Genomic DNA, 16,584 nt, shown 5'->3' on the forward strand with positions numbered 1-16,584 from the left:
CCGCTCGCGCTGACTAGTCTGGAAGGGTGTCGACCCTCAGTGACCTTGTCCATGCCCAGGGCTGCCTGAACGACGAAGACGTCGAATGGCTCCATCGTCTCGCCGGTGACGGCCAGCTTCTTGCGGATCTCGCCTCCGCGGACATCGTGATCTGGGTGGCCACCGAAGACGGTTCCTTCGTCGCCGTCGCGCACACTCGTCCGAGCGGGGCAGCGACCCTGTTCTACCGCGACATCGTCGGCGAGCGCGTTCGACCGCAGTGGCGGACTCAGGTGCAGGGCGCGTTCGACTCCGGCGAGATCGTCGACTCGTCGTCACCGGACTGGTTCGAGGAGACTCCGACTCGCGTGCGGGCGGTGCCGATCGTCCGGTCGCGGGCACGGGACGGGCAGATGCCGCCCGTGATCGGGGTCGTCACCCGGCACACGAATCTCGGCGAGGCGCGGACGCCTTCACGCCAGCAGATCACGTTCGACGAGTGCGCCAACGACCTGTTCCGCATGATCGGCTCCGGGGAGTTCCCCGATCTCGCTGCTCCCACGTCTCCTCGCCGCGGAGCCCCGCGCGCGTCGGACGGGCTCATCCGCATCGACGTCGACGGCATCAGCACTTTTGCCAGCCCCAACGCGCTCTCCGCGTTCAACCGGATGGGCTTCGACGACGAGCTCGAGGGGGAGTCCCTCGCCGAGGTGACCACGCGCATCCTGCCCAGCACTCGCCAGGTCGACGAGTCGCTCCCGGTCGTCGTGACCGGGCGTGCGCCATGGCGCACGGACATCGAGGCGCGGGGGGTCACGGTGTCGCTGCGGGCGATCCCGCTCCGCGACCATGGCACGCGCATCGGCGCCATCATCCTCTGCCGCGATGTCAGCGAGCTCCGTCACCAGGAGCAGGAGCTCATCACCAAGGACGCGACCATCCGCGAGATCCACCATCGGGTCAAGAACAACCTGCAGACCGTGGCCTCGCTGCTGCGGATCCAGGCGCGCCGTACGCACTCGGATGAGGCTCGGGATGCTCTCACCCAGGCCATGCGCCGTGTCGACGCGATCGCCGTCGTGCACGACACCCTGGCGCAGGGGCTGACGCAGAAGGTCGATTTCGACGAGGTGTTCCACCGCGTGCTCAAGCTCGTCGCCGAGGTCGCATCCGCTCCGAACACTCGGGCGCGGACGCAGTCCACCGGCCATTTCGGCGTGCTGCCCAGCGAGTACGCGACTCCGCTGGCACTGGCGCTCACCGAGGTCGTCACGAACGCCGTCGAGCATGGACTCGCGGGCAAGGAGGGCACGGTGACGATCGACGCCGTGCGCACGGACGACAAGCTGCATGTGTCGGTGCGCGACAGCGGTCACGGACTGCCGGAGGGTCGTGTCGGCCAGGGGCTGGGCACCCAGATCATCCGCACCCTCATTCAGGGGGAGCTGGGCGGCAGCATCGAGTGGCGCGGTGCGGAGGGCGAAGGCACCGAGGTGTCGATCGACATCCCGCTGCGCTGGCTCAACAAATGACTCATGGTTGAGCGAGGCGGGAAGCGCCGTGTCGAGACCTCGGTCCGCAGGCGGCTCGGCTGACCCGGTGGATCCGGTGGATTAGGAAGCGCGGCGTGCGCGTGCGGCGCGGCGCTTGAGTGCGCGGCGCTCGTCCTCGGAGAGGCCGCCCCAGACGCCGGAGTCCTGGCTGGTCTCGAGGGCGTACTGCAGACAGATCTCGGTCACCGTGCAGGTGGCGCAGACGGTTTTCGCCTTTTCGATCTGGTCGACGGCGGGGCCGGTGTTCCCGACGGGGAAGAACAGCTCGGGGTCGACGGTCAAGCAGGCGGCTTTGTCGCGCCAGTCCATGGGGGCTCCTCGGTGTGGATGAACGGTGAGCGTTCGCGATGCGAAGACTCGATTGCGAGCGACGATATCGGGGTTCGACGCTCATCAGTAGTGCGAGCGGATACTCGCCCCACGCCGCTGTGGGAGCACATGACTGTTAACATTGTGTTACAGCCGTGGCGTGAAATCAAGGATTTTCTGCCAGCAATCTGATTTCTCGGAGACACCGTGCGTTCATCTGCCATCGCCTCAGCCGCCGCCGCGGTGCTCGCTCTCGAGGGTCTCGCCCTCCTGATGTTCGCCGTCATCGACCTGGTCGGACTGGGCGCGGGGGAGGCGGCATCGCTGTCGACGGCGATCGCGCTGATCGTCCTGACTCTGATCGGAGCGGCCGCGCTGTTCGCCTTCGCGGCGGGTACGAGGCGCGGGCGCACCTGGGCTCGCTCCGGCGGGGTGGTGCTTCAGGTGCTGGCGATCGCGATCGCCCTGGCCTCGCTCACGGTACCGCCTGTCCCGTGGCCCTTCGTGCTCGGTGTCGGGATCCCAGGGGTGGTCGGGTTCGTGCTGCTGATCGCGAGTACGCGCATCGAGGCCAGGCGCGAGCGCAAGGCCGACGCAGGCGACGCGGGCGCAGGCGACCGGCCTGTCGAGAGCTGATCAGGCGTCGACGCCGAGCGCCTTGCGCAGTCGGGCGACGTGCCCGGTCGCCTTGACGTTGTACTGCGCGAGCGTGATGATGCCGTCCTCGTCCAGCACGAAGGTCGAGCGGATGACGCCCTCGATGACTTTGCCGTAGTTCATCTTCTCGCCCCACACGCCGTAGGCGCTGTGCACGGCGTGATCCGGGTCGCTGAGCAGCGTGAAGGTCAGCCCGTCGCGGTCGCGGAACTCGGCGAGCTTCGCCGGCTCGTCGCGCGCGACGCCGACGACCCGGTATCCGGCACCCTGCAGTGAAGCGATGCTGTCGCGGAAGTCGCACGCCTGGGTCGTGCATCCGGGAGTCATCGCAGCCGGGTAGAAGTACAGAATGGTCTTCTGACCGCGCAGGTCGGACAGGCTGACGGTGTCGCCGTCCTGATCCGTGAGCGAGAAGTCGGGGGCAGGGGTACCGGGTTCCAGGCGCAGATTCGTCACGCCTCCCAGCCTACTTCGCGTCTCTTCCCTCTGCCTTGTCCGAGAATGTCTGGAGGAGGCGCTGGAGCGAGTCCAGCCGAGCGAGTTCGGCGGCGCCGAGCTCTCCGCGATCCGCTGCCTCGATCAGTGCGCAATCGGGGGCGTCGGCGAGATGCGTGCATCCTCGTGGGCAGTTCTCGGCGATCTCGGCGAGTTCGGTGAACGCCGCGAGGATGTGCGAGGGGTCGACGTGTCCGAGACCGAACGAGCGGACGCCGGGGGTGTCGATGACCCACCCTGTGCCCGCCGGGGTCTCGTATCGCAGCGAGACTGTCGAGGATGAGGTGTGGCGTCCGCGGCCTGTCACCTGATTGACATGGCCGGTCGCACGACCGGCGGACGGAACCAGAGCATTGACGAGCGTCGACTTGCCGACCCCGGAGTGGCCGACGAAGACGGTGGAGTGTCCGATCAGCGCCTCGCCGATCTCGTCCACCGGCATCTCGTCGCGCTCGCTCGTGAACACGCGGAGGTCGAGCCCCGCGAAATGGGCGAGGAACGGCGCAGGATCGGCGAGATCGGTCTTGGTGACGACGAGAAGCGGGCGGATGCCGGCATCCAGGGCCGCCACGAGGTAACGATCGACCAGCCGGGGCCGGGGTTCGGGGTCCGCCGCAGCCACGACGATGAGCATCTGATCGGCATTCGCGACGATCACACGCTCGACCTGATCGGTGTCATCGGCGCTGCGCCGCAGAAGCGACGCGCGCGGATCGAGTCCGACGATGCGCGCGAGCGTGCCCACGACGCCGGAGGTGTCGCCGACGACGCGAGCCTGATCGCCCGTGACGATTGGTGTGCGCCGCAGCTCACGCGCTCTGGTCGTGGTGATGACGCGCTCATCGGAGCCGCCCTCGTCGAGCATCACGCTGTAGCGTCCGCGGTCGACTCCGAGCACGCGACCGATCTCTGCGTCCTCGTGCGCCGGACGTCGCTTGGTCCGCGGACGGTTCGCCTTCGGATTCGGACGGGTGCGGATGCTGCTCTCGTCGAAGTCCTCGAACTCGTCGTCGAGGTCGTCGTCCGGATCGAGCCAGCTCACGCGCCGCTGCCTCCTCCGGCCAGCATCCGATCCCAGAGCAGGGTGAACTCCGGCAGGGTCTTGGCCGTGGTGCCGATGTCGTCGACGACGACGCCAGGCACCCGCAGCCCGATCAGGGCGCCCGTGGTCGCGATGCGGTGGTCGTGGTACGCCGCCCATTCGCCGCCGTGCAGCGGCCGGGGGATCACCCGCAGCCCATCGGACAGCTCTTCGACCTCGCCGCCGAGCGCCGCGAGGTTCGCGATGAGGGCTGCGATGCGATCGGTCTCGTGCAGACGGATGTGTCCGATCCCGCGGATGGACGTCGGCCTGTCGGCGAACGCGGCGAGTCCGACGATCGTGGGGGTCAGCTCGCTGGCGGCCGACAGATCCAGATCCAGACCACGGATGCCGTCGCCGGCGCGCACGGTCATCGTGCCGCTGTGACGGCCGACGTGCGCTCCCATGGCCTGCAGGATGTCGGGCAGGAGCGCGCCCGGTTGAGTGGAGTGCAGGGGCCAGCCGGGGATCGACACCTCGCCGCCGGTGATCATCGCCGCGGCGAGGAACGGTGCGGCGTTCGACAGATCCGGCTCGATCGCGATCTCCTTGGCGCGGGGGACCCCGCTTTCGACGAGCCACTCGCCGACGGCCGGTCGCTCGATGCGGATGCCCCGGCGGCTCAGGGACTCGATGGTCATGTCGATGTGCGGAAGACTCGGCAGGTGCTCGCCGGTGTGCACGAGATGCAGGCCGACATCGAAGCGAGGAGCGGCCAGCAGGAGCCCGGAGACGAACTGGCTGGATGCGGAGGCGTCGATCTCGATCCGACCGCCACGGATGCGGCCGTGACCGCGGATCGTGAACGGCAGCGACCAGGTGCCCTCGTCGTCGATGTCGACACCGAGGTCGCGCAGCGCGGTGATCATGGCTCCCATCGGCCGGTGCAGAGCGCTCTCATGGGCGGTCAGATGCACGTCCTGCGCTGCCAGCCCCGCCAGAGGCGCGATGAAACGCATCACGGTGCCCGCCTGACCGCAGTCGATCGTCGCGTCTCCGTGGAGCGGTTCCGGCGTGATCACGAGGTCTGGACCGAACTCGCCGGTTCCGTCGACCTCCTCGATTCCGATGCCCAGCGCACGCAGCGCTTCGACCATGTGGCGCGAGTCGTCCGAGTGCAGCGGAGCGATCAGTCGGCCTGGTCCGTCGGCGATCGCGGCGATCATCAGTTCGCGGTTCGTGAGCGACTTCGACCCGGGGATCGCCAGGGTCGCGTGCACGGCTCCGGCGGCTGCGGGCGCTGCGTAGGCGCCCGCGGCGGGAGATGGGGAATAGGTCGTGTCGCTCATCGGTTTCAACCTTAGTGAATGGCCCCGAGAACGCTGAGAGAGGAGGGGGCGTGATCGCAACGATCGAGCGTGAGCTCGAAGTCCTCATCGGCCTAGACTGGCCGTTGATGGATGACACGACTTCCGTAGACACTCCCGACGACGCTCAGCGCCAGTTCGAGGAGCAGGCGATCCCCTTCATGGATCAGCTGTACGCCGCGGCGATGCGCATGACGCGCAATCCCGCTGACGCCGCTGATCTCGTGCAGGAGACGTTCGTCAAGGCGTTCGCGTCCTGGTCGTCGTTCACTCAGGGCACGAACCTGAAGGCGTGGCTGTACCGCATCCTCACGAACACCTACATCAACATCTACCGCAAGAAACAGCGCGAGCCGTTCCAGGGGACGATCGACGAGCTCGAGGACTGGCAGATGGGCGGTGCGGAGTCGACGACGGCCACGCACAGCCGTTCGGCTGAGGCCGAGGCGATCGACCGGATGCCGGCATCCGCCGTGAAGGACGCGCTGCAGGAGGTCCCTGAGGACTTCCGCCTGGCGGTGTACCTGGCAGACGTCGAGGGATTCGCGTATCAGGAGATCGCCGACATCATGAAGACCCCCATCGGCACCGTGATGAGCCGCCTGCATCGTGGCAGGCGGATGCTGCGGGAGCTGCTGGCGGATTATGCCGCCGAGCGAGGAATCGCCACGGCAACCACGAGGAGCAGGAAATGACCGATTGCGGCTGTGACAAGGCCCGTCAGGATCTCGAGGAGTACCTCCGCAACGAGGTGTGCAAGACAGAGCACTCGCAGATCCGTGAGCACATCGAGAACTGCCCGTCCTGCCAGGGAGAGGCGCTGGTCGCCAGCACCCTGACCGAGGTCGTGGCGCGCGCATGCAAGGAGACGGCTCCTGAGGAGCTGCGCGACCTCGTGCTCGCCAAGCTGCGCGCGGTGCAGGCGACGGCCCACTGACGCGTCGCGCTGTCGCCGCGTCCGCTGCCTCCCATAGGCTGGCACGATGACCGACGCACGCCAGATCCCCGTCGACCTCGCATCCGCCGACCGCCTGAGAGCTCAGGGCCTGACCTACCGGCTCATCGACACCGCATCGGATGCCGATGCTGAAGCGTTCCTCCGCGCGGACACCCGTGGATTCCTGGATGCCGAGCCGGAGGCCGATGTCGTAGCCGCCGATCATGAGGGCATCAGGGAGCGTCGCAACATCGGTGTCTTCGAGGCCGATGCCCCCGTCGGAACGTGGCCCGTCGCCACGGTGAACTCCTGGGTCGCGCCGCTCACCGTTCCCGGCGGAGAGCTCGGCATGTGGGCTATCAGCTCGGTGACGGTCTCCGGCACGCACCGGAGGCGGGGGATCGCGCGGGCCCTGCTCGAGGGTGAGCTGCGGGCCGCGGCATCCGCCGGTGTTCCGATCGCCGGGCTCACGGCATCCGAGGCGACCATCTACGGCCGCTATGGCTTCGCACCGGCAGTCCCGGTGGCCAAGGTCATCGTCGACACCCGACGAGCCGGCTGGGCTGCGCCGGCGCCGGCGGGCCGTGTCGAGTACGTCGACAAGGATGCGCTGCCCACGACGGTCGCGACGGTCCACGACGTCGAACGGACGCAGCGTGCCGGGCAGATCGCGGGCTGGCCGCGGCGCTGGGGCCGCATGACCGGCGTCGCTCCGGGGAATCCCTCAGCGGCAAAGGTGCGCGGCGTCCGCTACGTCGACGGCGAGGGAAACGTGCGGGGTGTCCTCGTGTACACGCTGGAGGACATCCCCGGTGCGTTCCGGTCGGAGATGCAGATCTCGCTGCTGTCGGCTGTGACGCCGGATGCGCTCTCCGCACTGTGGAGCTTCGCACTGCAGCACGACCTCGTCGACAGGGTGACCGCTGATCTGCGCCCCGTGGATGACCCGCTGCCGTGGATGGTGCAGGATCCCCGCGGCGTCGAGATCCGTGTGCACGACCACGGCTGGCTGCGGATCCTCGATGTCGTCGCGGTGCTTGAGGCCCGCACGTATCGGGCGCCCCTCGACCTCGTGCTGAGAGTCGACGACTCCCTGGGCTTCGCCGCCGGGACGTGGCGGCTGACGGTCACCGACGGGCGGGCTGCCGTCGTGTGGGCCGAATCCGGGATACCGGATGCCGTGCTCGACGTCGCCACGCTTTCGGCGCTCTACGTCGGGGGAGTCAGCGCGACGCAATTGCGCAACGCCGGGCGTCTGGATGCCGCGGCAGAGGTCGCGGCATCCATCGACGACGCGTTCCGCGCCGTGCAGGCGCCCGTCCTCGGCATCTGGTACTGAGGACGAGCGCCCTGGTCGTCAGTCCAGCGTCAGCGCGCGCTTGAGCAGGTCTGCCTGCTCGCTGGCGTGCACCTTCGACGAGCCCGTCGCCGGTGACGCCGACGCGGCGCGGGACACCGCACGGAAGCCGCGGTCGCGGACCTTGTCGAACTCGAGCGCCAGGAACGGCCACGCGCCCTGGTTCTCCGGCTCGTCCTGCACCCACACCAATTCGGCGTTCGGGTACGTGTCGGTGATCTGCTTCAGCCCCTCCATGGGGGTCGGGTACAGCTGCTCGAGGCGGACCAGGGCGATCTGATCGTTGGGGTTCTTCTCGAGCTCGCTGCGCAGATCCCAGTGGATCTTGCCCGAGTGCACGAGCACGCGCTTGACCTCATTGCGGTCGAGCTGGCGCTCGTCGTCGAGCACGGGCTCGAAGCGGCCGGTGGTGAAGTCCTCGACGTTGCTGGTCGCGCCGCGCAGTCGCAGCATGGCCTTCGGCGTGAAGACGATGAGCGGCTTGCGCGGGCGAGCGTACGCCTGGCGGCGCAGCAGGTGGAAGTGCGAAGCGGGCGTCGACGGTCGGGCGACGATCATGTTCTCCTGCGCGCACAGCTGCAGGAAGCGCTCGATGCGCGCGGACGAGTGATCGGGTCCCTGTCCTTCGTAGCCATGGGGGAGGAGGAGTGTGACGCCGGACTGCTGACCCCACTTCTGCTCCGCCGCCGAGATGTACTCATCGACGACAGCCTGTGCGGTGTTGGCGAAGTCGCCGAACTGCGCCTCCCAGAGCACCAGCGCCTCCGGCGCCTCCACCGAGTATCCGTACTCGTAGCCCATCGCGGCATACTCGCTGAGCAACGAGTCGTAGATGAAGAACCGGCCCTGATTCTCGGACAGGTTCGCCAGCGGCAGCCACTCCTGGCCGTTCGCGCGGTCGTGCAGCACCGCGTGGCGCTGCACGAAGGTGCCGCGGCGCGAGTCCTGGCCGGCGAGGCGCACCGTGGTGCCCTCGACGAGGAGCGAGCCGAATGCGAGCAGTTCGCCGAAGCCCCAGTCGATGTTTCCCGTCTTGGTCATCTCGACCCGCTTGTCCAGCAGCTGCTGGATCTTCGGGTGGACGGTGAAGCCCTCCGGCTTGTTGCCGAAGGCCTCGCCGATCAGCGAGACGACCTCGTTCGAGATGCCGGTGACGTCCGGCGCGCCGACGACCTCGTCCACAGGCGCGAGGTCGGGGGCGATCGGCGTCGCTCCGGTCTCGGCGGCGTGCGTCTCGGCGAAGGCGACCTCGAGGCGGCTCTGGAAGTCCGCCTTGGCCTGCTCGTACTCCTCCTCGGTGATGTCGCCTCGACCGACGAGAGCCTCGGTGTAGAGCTTGCGCACCGAGCGCTTGGCCTGGATGAGGTCGGTCATCAGCGGCTGCGTCATCGACGGGTCGTCACCCTCGTTGTGACCCCGGCGGCGGTAGCAGACGAGGTCGATCACCACGTCGCGGTTGAACCGCTCGCGGTACTCGAACGCCAGCTGAGCAACATGAATGACCGACTCGGGGTCGTCGCCGTTCACGTGGAAGATCGGTGCCTGGATGGTCTTGGCGACATCCGTCGCGTAGACCGAGGAGCGGGCATCCGTCGGCGTGGTCGTGAAGCCGACCTGGTTGTTGACGACCACGTGGATCGTGCCGCCGGTGCGGTAGCCGCGCAGCTGCGACATCTGCATGGTCTCGACCACGACGCCCTGACCCGCGAACGCGGCGTCGCCGTGGACGAGGATCGGCAGCCACGAGAAGGTGCCGATGGGCTTGCGATCCTGCTTGGCCCGGACGATGCCCTCGAGGACGCCGTCGACGGTCTCGAGGTGCGACGGGTTGGCCGCCAGGTACACCGGCAGCTCGGACTTGTCGTCGGCGACGAACGTGCCCTCGGTGCCCAGGTGGTACTTGACATCACCGGAACCGCGCTGGTTGCCGGGCATCTGCGTGCCCTCGAACTCGCGGAACACCTGACCGTAGGTCTTGCCGGCGATGTTGGTGAGGACGTTCAGGCGACCGCGGTGCGCCATGCCGATCGCGGCGCCGTCGAGCCCGCCGGTCGCTGCGCCCTGCAGGATCTCGTCGAGCAGCGGGATCAGGGACTCGCCGCCCTCGAGGGAGAACCGCTTCTGCCCGACGAACTTCGTCTGCAGGAAGGTCTCGAAGGCCTCGGCCTCGTTGAGCTTGCGAAGGACACGCAGCTGCTCGTCGTGGCCTGGCTTCTGGTACTTGATCTCGAGCTTTTCCTGGAACCAGCGACGCTGCTCCGGGTCCTGGATGTGCATGTACTCGATGCCGAGCGTGCGGCAGTAGGAGTCGCGCAGCACGCCGAGGATGTCGCGCAGCTTCATGACGCGCTTGCCGCCGAAGCCGCCGGTGACGAACTCGCGGTCGAGATCCCAGAACGTCAGTCCATGGCTCTCGATCTCGAGGTCGGGGTGCGAGCGCTGGACGTACTCGAGCGGGTCGATGTCGGCCATCAGGTGGCCGCGCACGCGGTAGGAGTTGATCAGCTCCTGCACGCGCGACTGCTTGTCGACGCGCTCGGCGAGGTCGACCGCGATGTCGGAGTTCCAGCGGATCGGCGCGTACGGGATGCGCAGCGCGGCGAAGATCTCGTCGTAGAAGCCGCGCTGGCCGATGAGGAGCTCGTGCACCTTCTTGAGGAACTCGCCCGAACCGGCGCCCTGGATGACGCGGTGGTCGTAGGTGCTGGTGAGGGTGATCGTCTTGCCGATGCCGAGCTCGGCGAGCGTCTTGTCGCTGGAGCCCTGGAACTCGGCAGGGTACTCGAGGGCGCCGGCGCCGATGATGCAGCCCTGGCCCTTCATGAGACGCGGCACCGAGTGCACCGTTCCGATTCCACCCGGGTTGGTCAGCGAGACCGTGGTGCCGGCGAAATCGGTGGCGGTGAGCTTGTTGCCGCGGGCGCGGGTGACGAGGTCCTCGTAGGCGGCGAGGTACTCGGTGAACGTCAGCGTGTCGGCGTTCTTGATGCTCGGCACCATGAGTGCGCGAGTCCCGTCCGGCTTGGGGAGGTCGATCGCGATGCCGAAGTTGATGTGAGCCGGGGCGACGACGGAGGGCTTGCCGTCGATCTCGGCGTAGAAGACGTTCTGGCTGGGGAACTCCTTGAACGTCTGGATCAGTGCCCAGCCGATGAGGTGCGTGAAGCTCACCTTGCCGCCGCGCGAGCGCGACATGTGGTTGTTGATGACGATCCGGTTGTCGATCATCAGCTTCGCCGGGATCGTGCGGACGCTGGTCGCGGTGGGAACGGTGAGGGACTGGTCCATGTTCGCCGCGAGGGTCTTCGGCATGCCGCGAAGGACGGTGACCTTGTCCTCATCGACAGCGACCTCGTCGGCCGGCTTGGCCTTCGGCTCGGGCTTGGGCGCCTGTGCGGGGATGGGCGCCTGTTTGGCGGGCTTCGCCGTGGTCTTCGCGACCGGCTGCGTGCCGATCACGGGGATGGGAGCGGTGACGGGATGCTGATCAGTCGCCGTGCTCGCCGTGGGGGATGCGGGAGCGGCGGATACGGCATCCGGCGTGTAGTTCTCCAGGATCGGCCACCACTCCTTGTCGACGGAGTTGCGATCGGCCTTGAACTGTTCGAACAGCTCGTCGACGAGCCAGGAATTGGCTCCGAAATCTCCGTCGTCCGAACCCCCGACGCCGGCTACCTGGTTGGCCACGCGTTATCGCCCTCTTTCATCGCTGAAGATATTTGTGCACGCGAGTTCGGGAGGCCCCCGGGTTCGCGCATCCTGCCGTCTAGCCTAACGTGTTCTCGCACGGGGACAGGTGACGTGACGCGCCCGCGGAGCGGGCGGAAAAGCTACCGTGGAGTCATGAAGTTCGTCAGCGAGCAGCCAGCCGTAGATCTCACGTACTCGGATGTGTTCCTGGTGCCGCGCCGGTCGGACATCACCAGTCGGCTCGAGGTCGATCTCGCGCCCCAGGACGGCACCCCGGCGACCATTCCGCTGGTCGCGTCGAACATGAACTCGGTGACCGGTCCTCGGCTCGCGGCCGTCCTCGCGCGACGCGGTGGTCTGGGCATCCTGCCCCAGGACATGCCGCTGCAGGATCTGGATGCCGCGATCCGCGAGGTCAAGGCACAGCCGGTGCAGTGGGACACCCCGCTCGTTCTGTCGCCGGCGGCGACTGTCGCCGATGCGCTGCAGCTGCTGCCGCCCGTGGCAGGGCACGGGGTCGTCGTCGCCGATGGGAGCCGGGGCATCGACGCTTCCGCGGTGCGCGGCATCCTGCCCGCCACGCGGCTGGCGACGGCATTGCCGGACGCTCAGCTCGGCGATCTCGTGCGCTCCGGCAGCCCCGCGCTGGAGGCGGAGGATGCAGCCGACGCACGCGCGGCGTTCGATGTGATCACCGAGACAGGGGCCGAACTGGTCACGGTGCTCGACCACGGACACCTCGTCGGCACGCTGAGCGCTCGCAGTGCTCTGCGGTCGACTCTGTACTCGCCGGCCGTCGACGCTCAGGGGCGGCTCGCGGTCGGAGCGGCCATCGGCATCAACGGCGACGTCGCCGCGAAGGCGCGCGCCCTGGCTGCAGCGGGCGTGGACGTCCTCGTCCTCGACACGGCGCACGGGCATCAGGAGGGCATGCTCCGGGCTCTCACCACCGTGTCCGCTCTCGATCTCGGCATCCCGCTGGTGGCGGGCAACATCGTCACCGCCGACGGCGTGAACGACCTCGTCGACGCCGGAGCATCCATCCTCAAAGTCGGCGTCGGCCCCGGCGCCATGTGCACGACCCGCATGATGACCGCTGTCGGGCGTCCGCAGTTCTCCGCCGTGCTCGAGACCGCAGAGGCCGCGCACTCCGCCGGGGCGCACGTATGGGCGGACGGGGGAGTGCGGTACCCGCGAGACGTCGCCCTCGCTCTCGCCGCCGGTGCGGCATCCGTCATGATCGGCTCGTGGTTCGCCGGAACCATCGAGGCGCCGGGCCGACTGCAGGCGGACGGCGACGGGCGCCTGTACAAGGAGTCCTGGGGCATGGCCTCGACCAAGGCGGTGCAGGCGCGCTTCGGACGTCTCGACGCGTACGAACGGGCTCGCAAGGAGCTCTTCGCAGAGGGCATCTCCTCGTCGAGGATCTACCTCGACCCGCTGCGGCCGGGCGTCGAAGATCTGCTCGACATGATCACGTCCGGCGTGCGCTCGTCGTTCACCTACGCCGGTGCCGCCTCCGTGCCCGAGTTCCATGACCGTGCGCTGGTGGGACGTCAGTCCGCGGCGGGGTACGAAGAGGGCAAGGCGCTGCCGGTCAGCTGGTAGCCGGCCGCGCTCGCAGGAACTCACAGCGAAAACAACAGAGAGCGTCCGGGCGATTCGGTAGAATCGATGCACCATGGACGACCCTCCCAGTTGTAGTACATCGCCCCATTGCCCGCGCTGCCACTCCGAGGAGGGGAGCGTCTGATGGATTACGTCATGTTGGGCGTGGGGCTCCTGCTCACGGTGGGGACGGGCCTGTTCGTCGCCAGCGAGTTCGCGCTCGTCAACCTCGACCGCGCTGAACTCGAAGCACGTCAGGCGCGCGGTGAATCGCGGCTGTCGCTGACGATCAGCGCCCTCAAGCACACCTCCACCCATCTGTCGTCCGCTCAGCTCGGCATCACGCTGACCACGCTGCTGACCGGTTACACGATGGAACCGGCTCTCTCGAACCTGCTGAGTCCCGTCCTCCTCGGGTGGGGCTTGTCAGAAGCATCGGTGAGCCCGATCTCGACGATCGTGGCGATGTTCATCGCGACCGTGCTGTCGATGATCCTCGGCGAACTCGTCCCGAAGAACTTCGCGCTCGCTCTCCCGCGGGCCACGGCGAAGCTCGTCGTCCCGTTCCAAGTGGCGTTCACGACCGTGTTCAAGCCGGCGATCCTGCTTCTCAACAACAGCGCCAACGGCATCCTTCGTTCGATGGGCATCGAACCCAAGGAAGAGCTCTCCGGAGCACGCACCGCCGAGGAGCTCTCCTCGCTCGTCCGCCGCTCCGCCAGCGCCGGCGTCCTCGAGGCCGATACGGCGACCCTGCTCGATCGCAGCCTCACGTTCGCCCGACTGTCCGCCGACGACGTCATGACGCCGCGGCCGAGTATGCACGCGATCGCCGCGAGCGACTCCGCCGAGGATGTCATCCAGCTCGCGCGCCGCACCGGCCACAGCCGCTTCCCCGTCTACGACGACGACTTGGACGACATCACAGGCGTCGTCCACTTGAAAGCCGCCGTCTCGGTGCCGCGTGAGCGTCGCAACGAGGTGCCGGTCGGCGCGCTCGCGACAGAACCGCTGCGCGTCCCCGAGACCCTGCACCTCGACGTGCTGATCTCCGAGCTGCGCGCCAAGGGCTACCAGCTCGCGATCGTCGTCGACGAGTACGGCGGGACCGCCGGAATCGTGACCCTCGAGGACCTGGTCGAGGAGATCGTCGGCGAGGTCTCTGATGAGCACGACCGAAGCCGCGCCGGCGTCGTGCAGGGGCGTGACTCGATCACGTTCCCCGGCGAGCTGCGCCCGGACGAGCTGCGGAACCGCACGGGTGTGCGCGTGCCGGAAGGTGATGTCTACGACACCGTCGGCGGCTACATCATGAGCGTTCTCGAGCGCGTTCCGGCCACCGGTGACGAGGTCACCCTCGACTCCGGTGTGCTGCAGGTCGTCCGCATGGACGGCCGCCGTGTCGACCGCATCCGGTACACCCCGGTGCCGGTCGATGCCACAACCGAGGAGGTGACCCGATGAGCGACTGGATGGGAATCCTCTGGCTCGTGATCCTGCTGATCGCGAACGCCTTCTTCGTCGGCGCCGAGTTCGCCGTGATCTCCGCGCGCCGTTCGCAGATCGAGCCGCGTGCAGAGCAGGGATCGCGTGCTGCGAAGACCGCCCTGTACGCGATGGAGCACGCGACGCTCATGCTCGCGACATCGCAACTCGGCATCACGATCTGCTCGCTGCTGATCCTGAACGTCTCAGAACCGGCGATCCACCACCTGCTCGGCGTGCCGATGCACGCCCTCGGATGGGCCGAGCCCGTCGTCGACATCGTCGGATTCGTCATCGCCCTGGTGCTGGTGTCCTACCTGCACGTCGTGTTCGGCGAGATGGTGCCGAAGAACCTCGCGTTCTCAGTGCCGGATCGGGCGGTGCTGATGCTCGCACCGCCGTTGGTCTGGGTCTCGAAGGTCTTCCACCCCGTGATCTGGGTGCTCAATGCAGCAGCGAACGGTGTGCTGAGGCTGTTCCGCGTCGAGCCGAAGAACGAGGCGGCGTCGACCTTCACGATCGACGAGGTCGCGACCATCGTCAACCAGTCGAGACGCGAGGGCGTTCTGAGCGACGCCTCAGGTGCGGTCGCGAAGGCCGTCGAGTTCACCGACAAGAAGGCGCGTGACGTCGCCGTCGCCCTGAGCGATCTGGTGACGCTGCCGCAGACGACCACGCCGGATGACATCGAGCGGGCCGTGGCCCGGTACGGTTTCTCGCGCTATGTGATCGTCGACGACGAGAGCATGCCGCTCGGGTACGTGCACCTGAAGGACATCCTCCGTGCGTCGGAGGGCGACGACGCGGCTGCGAAGACGCTGGTGCCGATCCCCTCCAAGCGCATCCACCACATGGTGCCGGTGCAGGAGGACACCGACCTCGAGGATGCACTGGCGATCATGCGTCGCGCCGGCCGCCACCTCGCCAGGGTGCGCGACGCCCGAGGCGAGACCACGGCGGTGCTGTTCCTCGAGGACATCCTCGAGGAGCTCGTCGGCGAGGTCCAGGACGCGACCAGGAGGGTGCACGGCCGATAGTCGACGGCCGCCGCAGGATCAACGCCAGCGTGCGCGCAGGTACTGCGGCGGCCAGACGACCTCTGCACCGAGCTCGTGGGCCGCGCGCAGTCCGAAGTGCGGATCTCGCAGCCATTCGCGACCCGCGAAGACGGCGTCGGCCGAGCCGTCGGCGAGGATCTGCTCGGCCTGCGCCGCATCGGTGATGAGGCCGACCGCCGATACGGGGATCCCGCCCTCCTGACGCACCGTGGCGGCCAGCGGTACCTGATACCCCGGGTGGACGTCGATTCGCTGGTGTGCGACCAGGCCTCCGCTGGAGACATCGATGAGGTCGGCACCGCGAGCGATCGCCCACTCGGCCACCGTCGCGGCCTCGTCAGGGGTGAACCCGCCCTCGGCGTGATCGGTGGCAGAGATGCGCACGAGTATCGGCACGCCGCTGCCTGCGACCTCGCGCACGGCATCGACCACCCTCAGCAGCAGCCGTGCGCGGTGCTCCAGCGACCCGCCGTACGCATCGGAACGTCGGTTGGACAGGGGGGAGAGGAACTGGTGCAGCAGGTAGCCGTGCGCGCTGTGCACCTCGAGCACGTCGAATCCGGCATCCAGCGCTCTTCGGGCCGCGTCCCGGAATCCGATGACGATGCGCTCGATGCCGTCAGCGTCCAGGGCGACCGGCTCGGCGAACCCCTCGAAGGCCACGGCGGAGGGAGCGACCGTCGCCCACCCGCCGTCCGCCTCCGGCACGGAGCCGCGATCATCCGCCCACGGCCACCACGTCGAGGCTTTGCGTCCGGCATGGGCGAGCTGGATGCCCGCGATTCCGCCGCGGTGATGGATGGCCTCGACGACCGGCGCCCAGGCGTCGCGCTGCTCGTCGTTCCAGATGCCGGTGTCCCGCGGGGAGATGCGCCCCTCGGGGACGACGCTGGTGGCTTCGGCGACGATCAGCCCGGCACCTCCGGACGCGAACTGGGTGAGGTGCGCGTGATGCCATTCCTGTGCGACGCCGTCCACGGCGCTGTACATGCACATCGGTGATACCCAGAGCCGGTTCGGGAATGTGACGGAACGGATGCGGAGCGGGGAGAAGAGAAGACTCACGCT

General features: G+C 68.0%; 14 protein-coding genes. 8 read left to right on the forward strand and 6 right to left on the reverse strand.

Annotated elements, in window-relative coordinates:
- The first annotated feature begins 26 nt into the window (after positions 1 to 26).
- Entirely contained in the window at positions 27 to 1,511 is a 1,485-nt protein-coding gene (locus LQZ87_RS04380; protein WP_230102232.1) for a PAS domain-containing sensor histidine kinase, read from the forward strand.
- Positions 1,512 to 1,592: 81 nt separating this feature from the next.
- On the opposite strand, the gene LQZ87_RS04385 is transcribed toward LQZ87_RS04380, so the two are convergent.
- Positions 1,593 to 1,841: a WhiB family transcriptional regulator gene (locus LQZ87_RS04385; RefSeq protein ID WP_017203224.1), complete on the reverse strand. Its 249-nt coding sequence runs from the start codon at positions 1,839 to 1,841 to the stop codon at positions 1,593 to 1,595.
- A 207-nt stretch (positions 1,842 to 2,048) separates the two neighbouring features.
- Here LQZ87_RS04385 and LQZ87_RS04390 point away from each other — a divergent pair, with 207 nt between their 5' ends.
- On the forward strand, positions 2,049 to 2,477 hold the full coding sequence (locus LQZ87_RS04390) for a hypothetical protein (RefSeq protein ID WP_230102233.1): 429 nt from the start codon (positions 2,049 to 2,051) through the stop codon (positions 2,475 to 2,477).
- Here LQZ87_RS04390 and bcp read toward each other — a convergent pair whose 3' ends face one another.
- The 3 genes from bcp to aroA are packed head-to-tail and all read right to left on the reverse strand — an operon-like array spanning position 2,478 to position 5,363.
- On the reverse strand, positions 2,478 to 2,954 hold the full coding sequence (gene bcp / locus LQZ87_RS04395; RefSeq protein ID WP_230102234.1) for a thioredoxin-dependent thiol peroxidase: 477 nt from the start codon (positions 2,952 to 2,954) through the stop codon (positions 2,478 to 2,480). It abuts the gene before it with no gap.
- Positions 2,955 to 2,964: 10 nt separating this feature from the next.
- Positions 2,965 to 4,035 carry a ribosome small subunit-dependent GTPase A gene (gene rsgA / locus LQZ87_RS04400; RefSeq protein ID WP_230102235.1) on the reverse strand — a complete coding sequence of 357 codons (1,071 nt, stop codon included), beginning with the start codon at positions 4,033 to 4,035 and terminating at the stop codon, positions 2,965 to 2,967.
- Positions 4,032 to 5,363 (reverse strand): 3-phosphoshikimate 1-carboxyvinyltransferase, encoded by a 1,332-nt coding sequence (gene aroA, locus LQZ87_RS04405; RefSeq protein WP_230102236.1) that lies wholly within the window; start codon positions 5,361 to 5,363, stop codon positions 4,032 to 4,034. The genes rsgA and aroA overlap by 4 nt, the downstream gene beginning before the upstream one ends.
- Positions 5,364 to 5,470: 107 nt before the next feature.
- Here aroA and LQZ87_RS04410 point away from each other — a divergent pair, with 107 nt between their 5' ends.
- Genes LQZ87_RS04410 through LQZ87_RS04420 form a run of 3 tightly spaced genes read left to right on the forward strand, consistent with a single transcriptional unit; the run spans position 5,471 to position 7,657 of the window.
- Entirely contained in the window at positions 5,471 to 6,076 is a 606-nt protein-coding gene (locus LQZ87_RS04410) for a sigma-70 family RNA polymerase sigma factor (protein WP_230102345.1), read from the forward strand.
- Entirely contained in the window at positions 6,073 to 6,318 is a 246-nt protein-coding gene (locus tag LQZ87_RS04415) for a zf-HC2 domain-containing protein (RefSeq protein ID WP_230102237.1), read from the forward strand. Before LQZ87_RS04410 ends, LQZ87_RS04415 begins: the two co-directional genes overlap by 4 nt.
- 46 nt (positions 6,319 to 6,364) lie before the next feature.
- Entirely contained in the window at positions 6,365 to 7,657 is a 1,293-nt protein-coding gene (locus LQZ87_RS04420) for a GNAT family N-acetyltransferase (protein ID WP_230102238.1), read from the forward strand.
- 18 nt (positions 7,658 to 7,675) lie between these two features.
- On the opposite strand, the gene LQZ87_RS04425 is transcribed toward LQZ87_RS04420, so the two are convergent.
- On the reverse strand, positions 7,676 to 11,362 hold the full coding sequence (locus LQZ87_RS04425) for a multifunctional oxoglutarate decarboxylase/oxoglutarate dehydrogenase thiamine pyrophosphate-binding subunit/dihydrolipoyllysine-residue succinyltransferase subunit (RefSeq protein WP_230102239.1): 3,687 nt from the start codon (positions 11,360 to 11,362) through the stop codon (positions 7,676 to 7,678).
- 156 nt (positions 11,363 to 11,518) lie between these two features.
- Between LQZ87_RS04425 and LQZ87_RS04430 the strand changes: the two genes are divergently transcribed.
- The 3 genes from LQZ87_RS04430 (at position 11,519) to LQZ87_RS04440 (ending at position 15,495) form a co-directional block, all read left to right on the forward strand.
- Positions 11,519 to 12,973 (forward strand): GuaB1 family IMP dehydrogenase-related protein, encoded by a 1,455-nt coding sequence (locus LQZ87_RS04430; protein WP_230102240.1) that lies wholly within the window; start codon positions 11,519 to 11,521, stop codon positions 12,971 to 12,973.
- A gap of 144 nt (positions 12,974 to 13,117) precedes the next feature.
- Complete coding sequence (locus LQZ87_RS04435; protein WP_230102241.1) at positions 13,118 to 14,437, forward strand: hemolysin family protein; 1,320 nt, start codon at positions 13,118 to 13,120, stop codon at positions 14,435 to 14,437.
- Positions 14,434 to 15,495, forward strand: coding sequence for a hemolysin family protein (locus tag LQZ87_RS04440; protein WP_230102242.1), 1,062 nt, complete (start codon positions 14,434 to 14,436; stop codon positions 15,493 to 15,495). The genes LQZ87_RS04435 and LQZ87_RS04440 overlap by 4 nt, the downstream gene beginning before the upstream one ends.
- A gap of 18 nt (positions 15,496 to 15,513) precedes the next feature.
- On the opposite strand, the gene LQZ87_RS04445 is transcribed toward LQZ87_RS04440, so the two are convergent.
- Positions 15,514 to 16,581 carry an NADH:flavin oxidoreductase/NADH oxidase gene (locus LQZ87_RS04445; protein ID WP_230102243.1) on the reverse strand — a complete coding sequence of 356 codons (1,068 nt, stop codon included), beginning with the start codon at positions 16,579 to 16,581 and terminating at the stop codon, positions 15,514 to 15,516.
- Positions 16,582 to 16,584 lie beyond the last annotated feature (3 nt).

This window comes from Microbacterium sp. Bi121, from assembly GCF_918698005.1.
Taxonomy (GTDB): domain Bacteria; phylum Actinomycetota; class Actinomycetes; order Actinomycetales; family Microbacteriaceae; genus Microbacterium.

Excerpts from the sequence above, each read along its gene's own strand:
- LQZ87_RS04385 (WP_017203224.1), bottom strand. The coding sequence starts at position 1,841 with ATGGACTGGCGCGACAAAGCCGCCTGCTTGACCGTCGACCCCGAGCTG.
- aroA (WP_230102236.1), bottom strand. The coding sequence starts at position 5,363 with ATGAGCGACACGACCTATTCCCCATCTCCCGCCGCGGGCGCCTACGCA.
- LQZ87_RS04410 (WP_230102345.1), top strand. The coding sequence starts at position 5,471 with ATGGATGACACGACTTCCGTAGACACTCCCGACGACGCTCAGCGCCAG.
- LQZ87_RS04415 (WP_230102237.1), top strand. The coding sequence starts at position 6,073 with ATGACCGATTGCGGCTGTGACAAGGCCCGTCAGGATCTCGAGGAGTAC.
- LQZ87_RS04420 (WP_230102238.1), top strand. The coding sequence starts at position 6,365 with ATGACCGACGCACGCCAGATCCCCGTCGACCTCGCATCCGCCGACCGC.
- LQZ87_RS04430 (WP_230102240.1), top strand. The coding sequence starts at position 11,519 with ATGAAGTTCGTCAGCGAGCAGCCAGCCGTAGATCTCACGTACTCGGAT.
- LQZ87_RS04435 (WP_230102241.1), top strand. The coding sequence starts at position 13,118 with ATGGATTACGTCATGTTGGGCGTGGGGCTCCTGCTCACGGTGGGGACG.
- LQZ87_RS04440 (WP_230102242.1), top strand. The coding sequence starts at position 14,434 with ATGAGCGACTGGATGGGAATCCTCTGGCTCGTGATCCTGCTGATCGCG.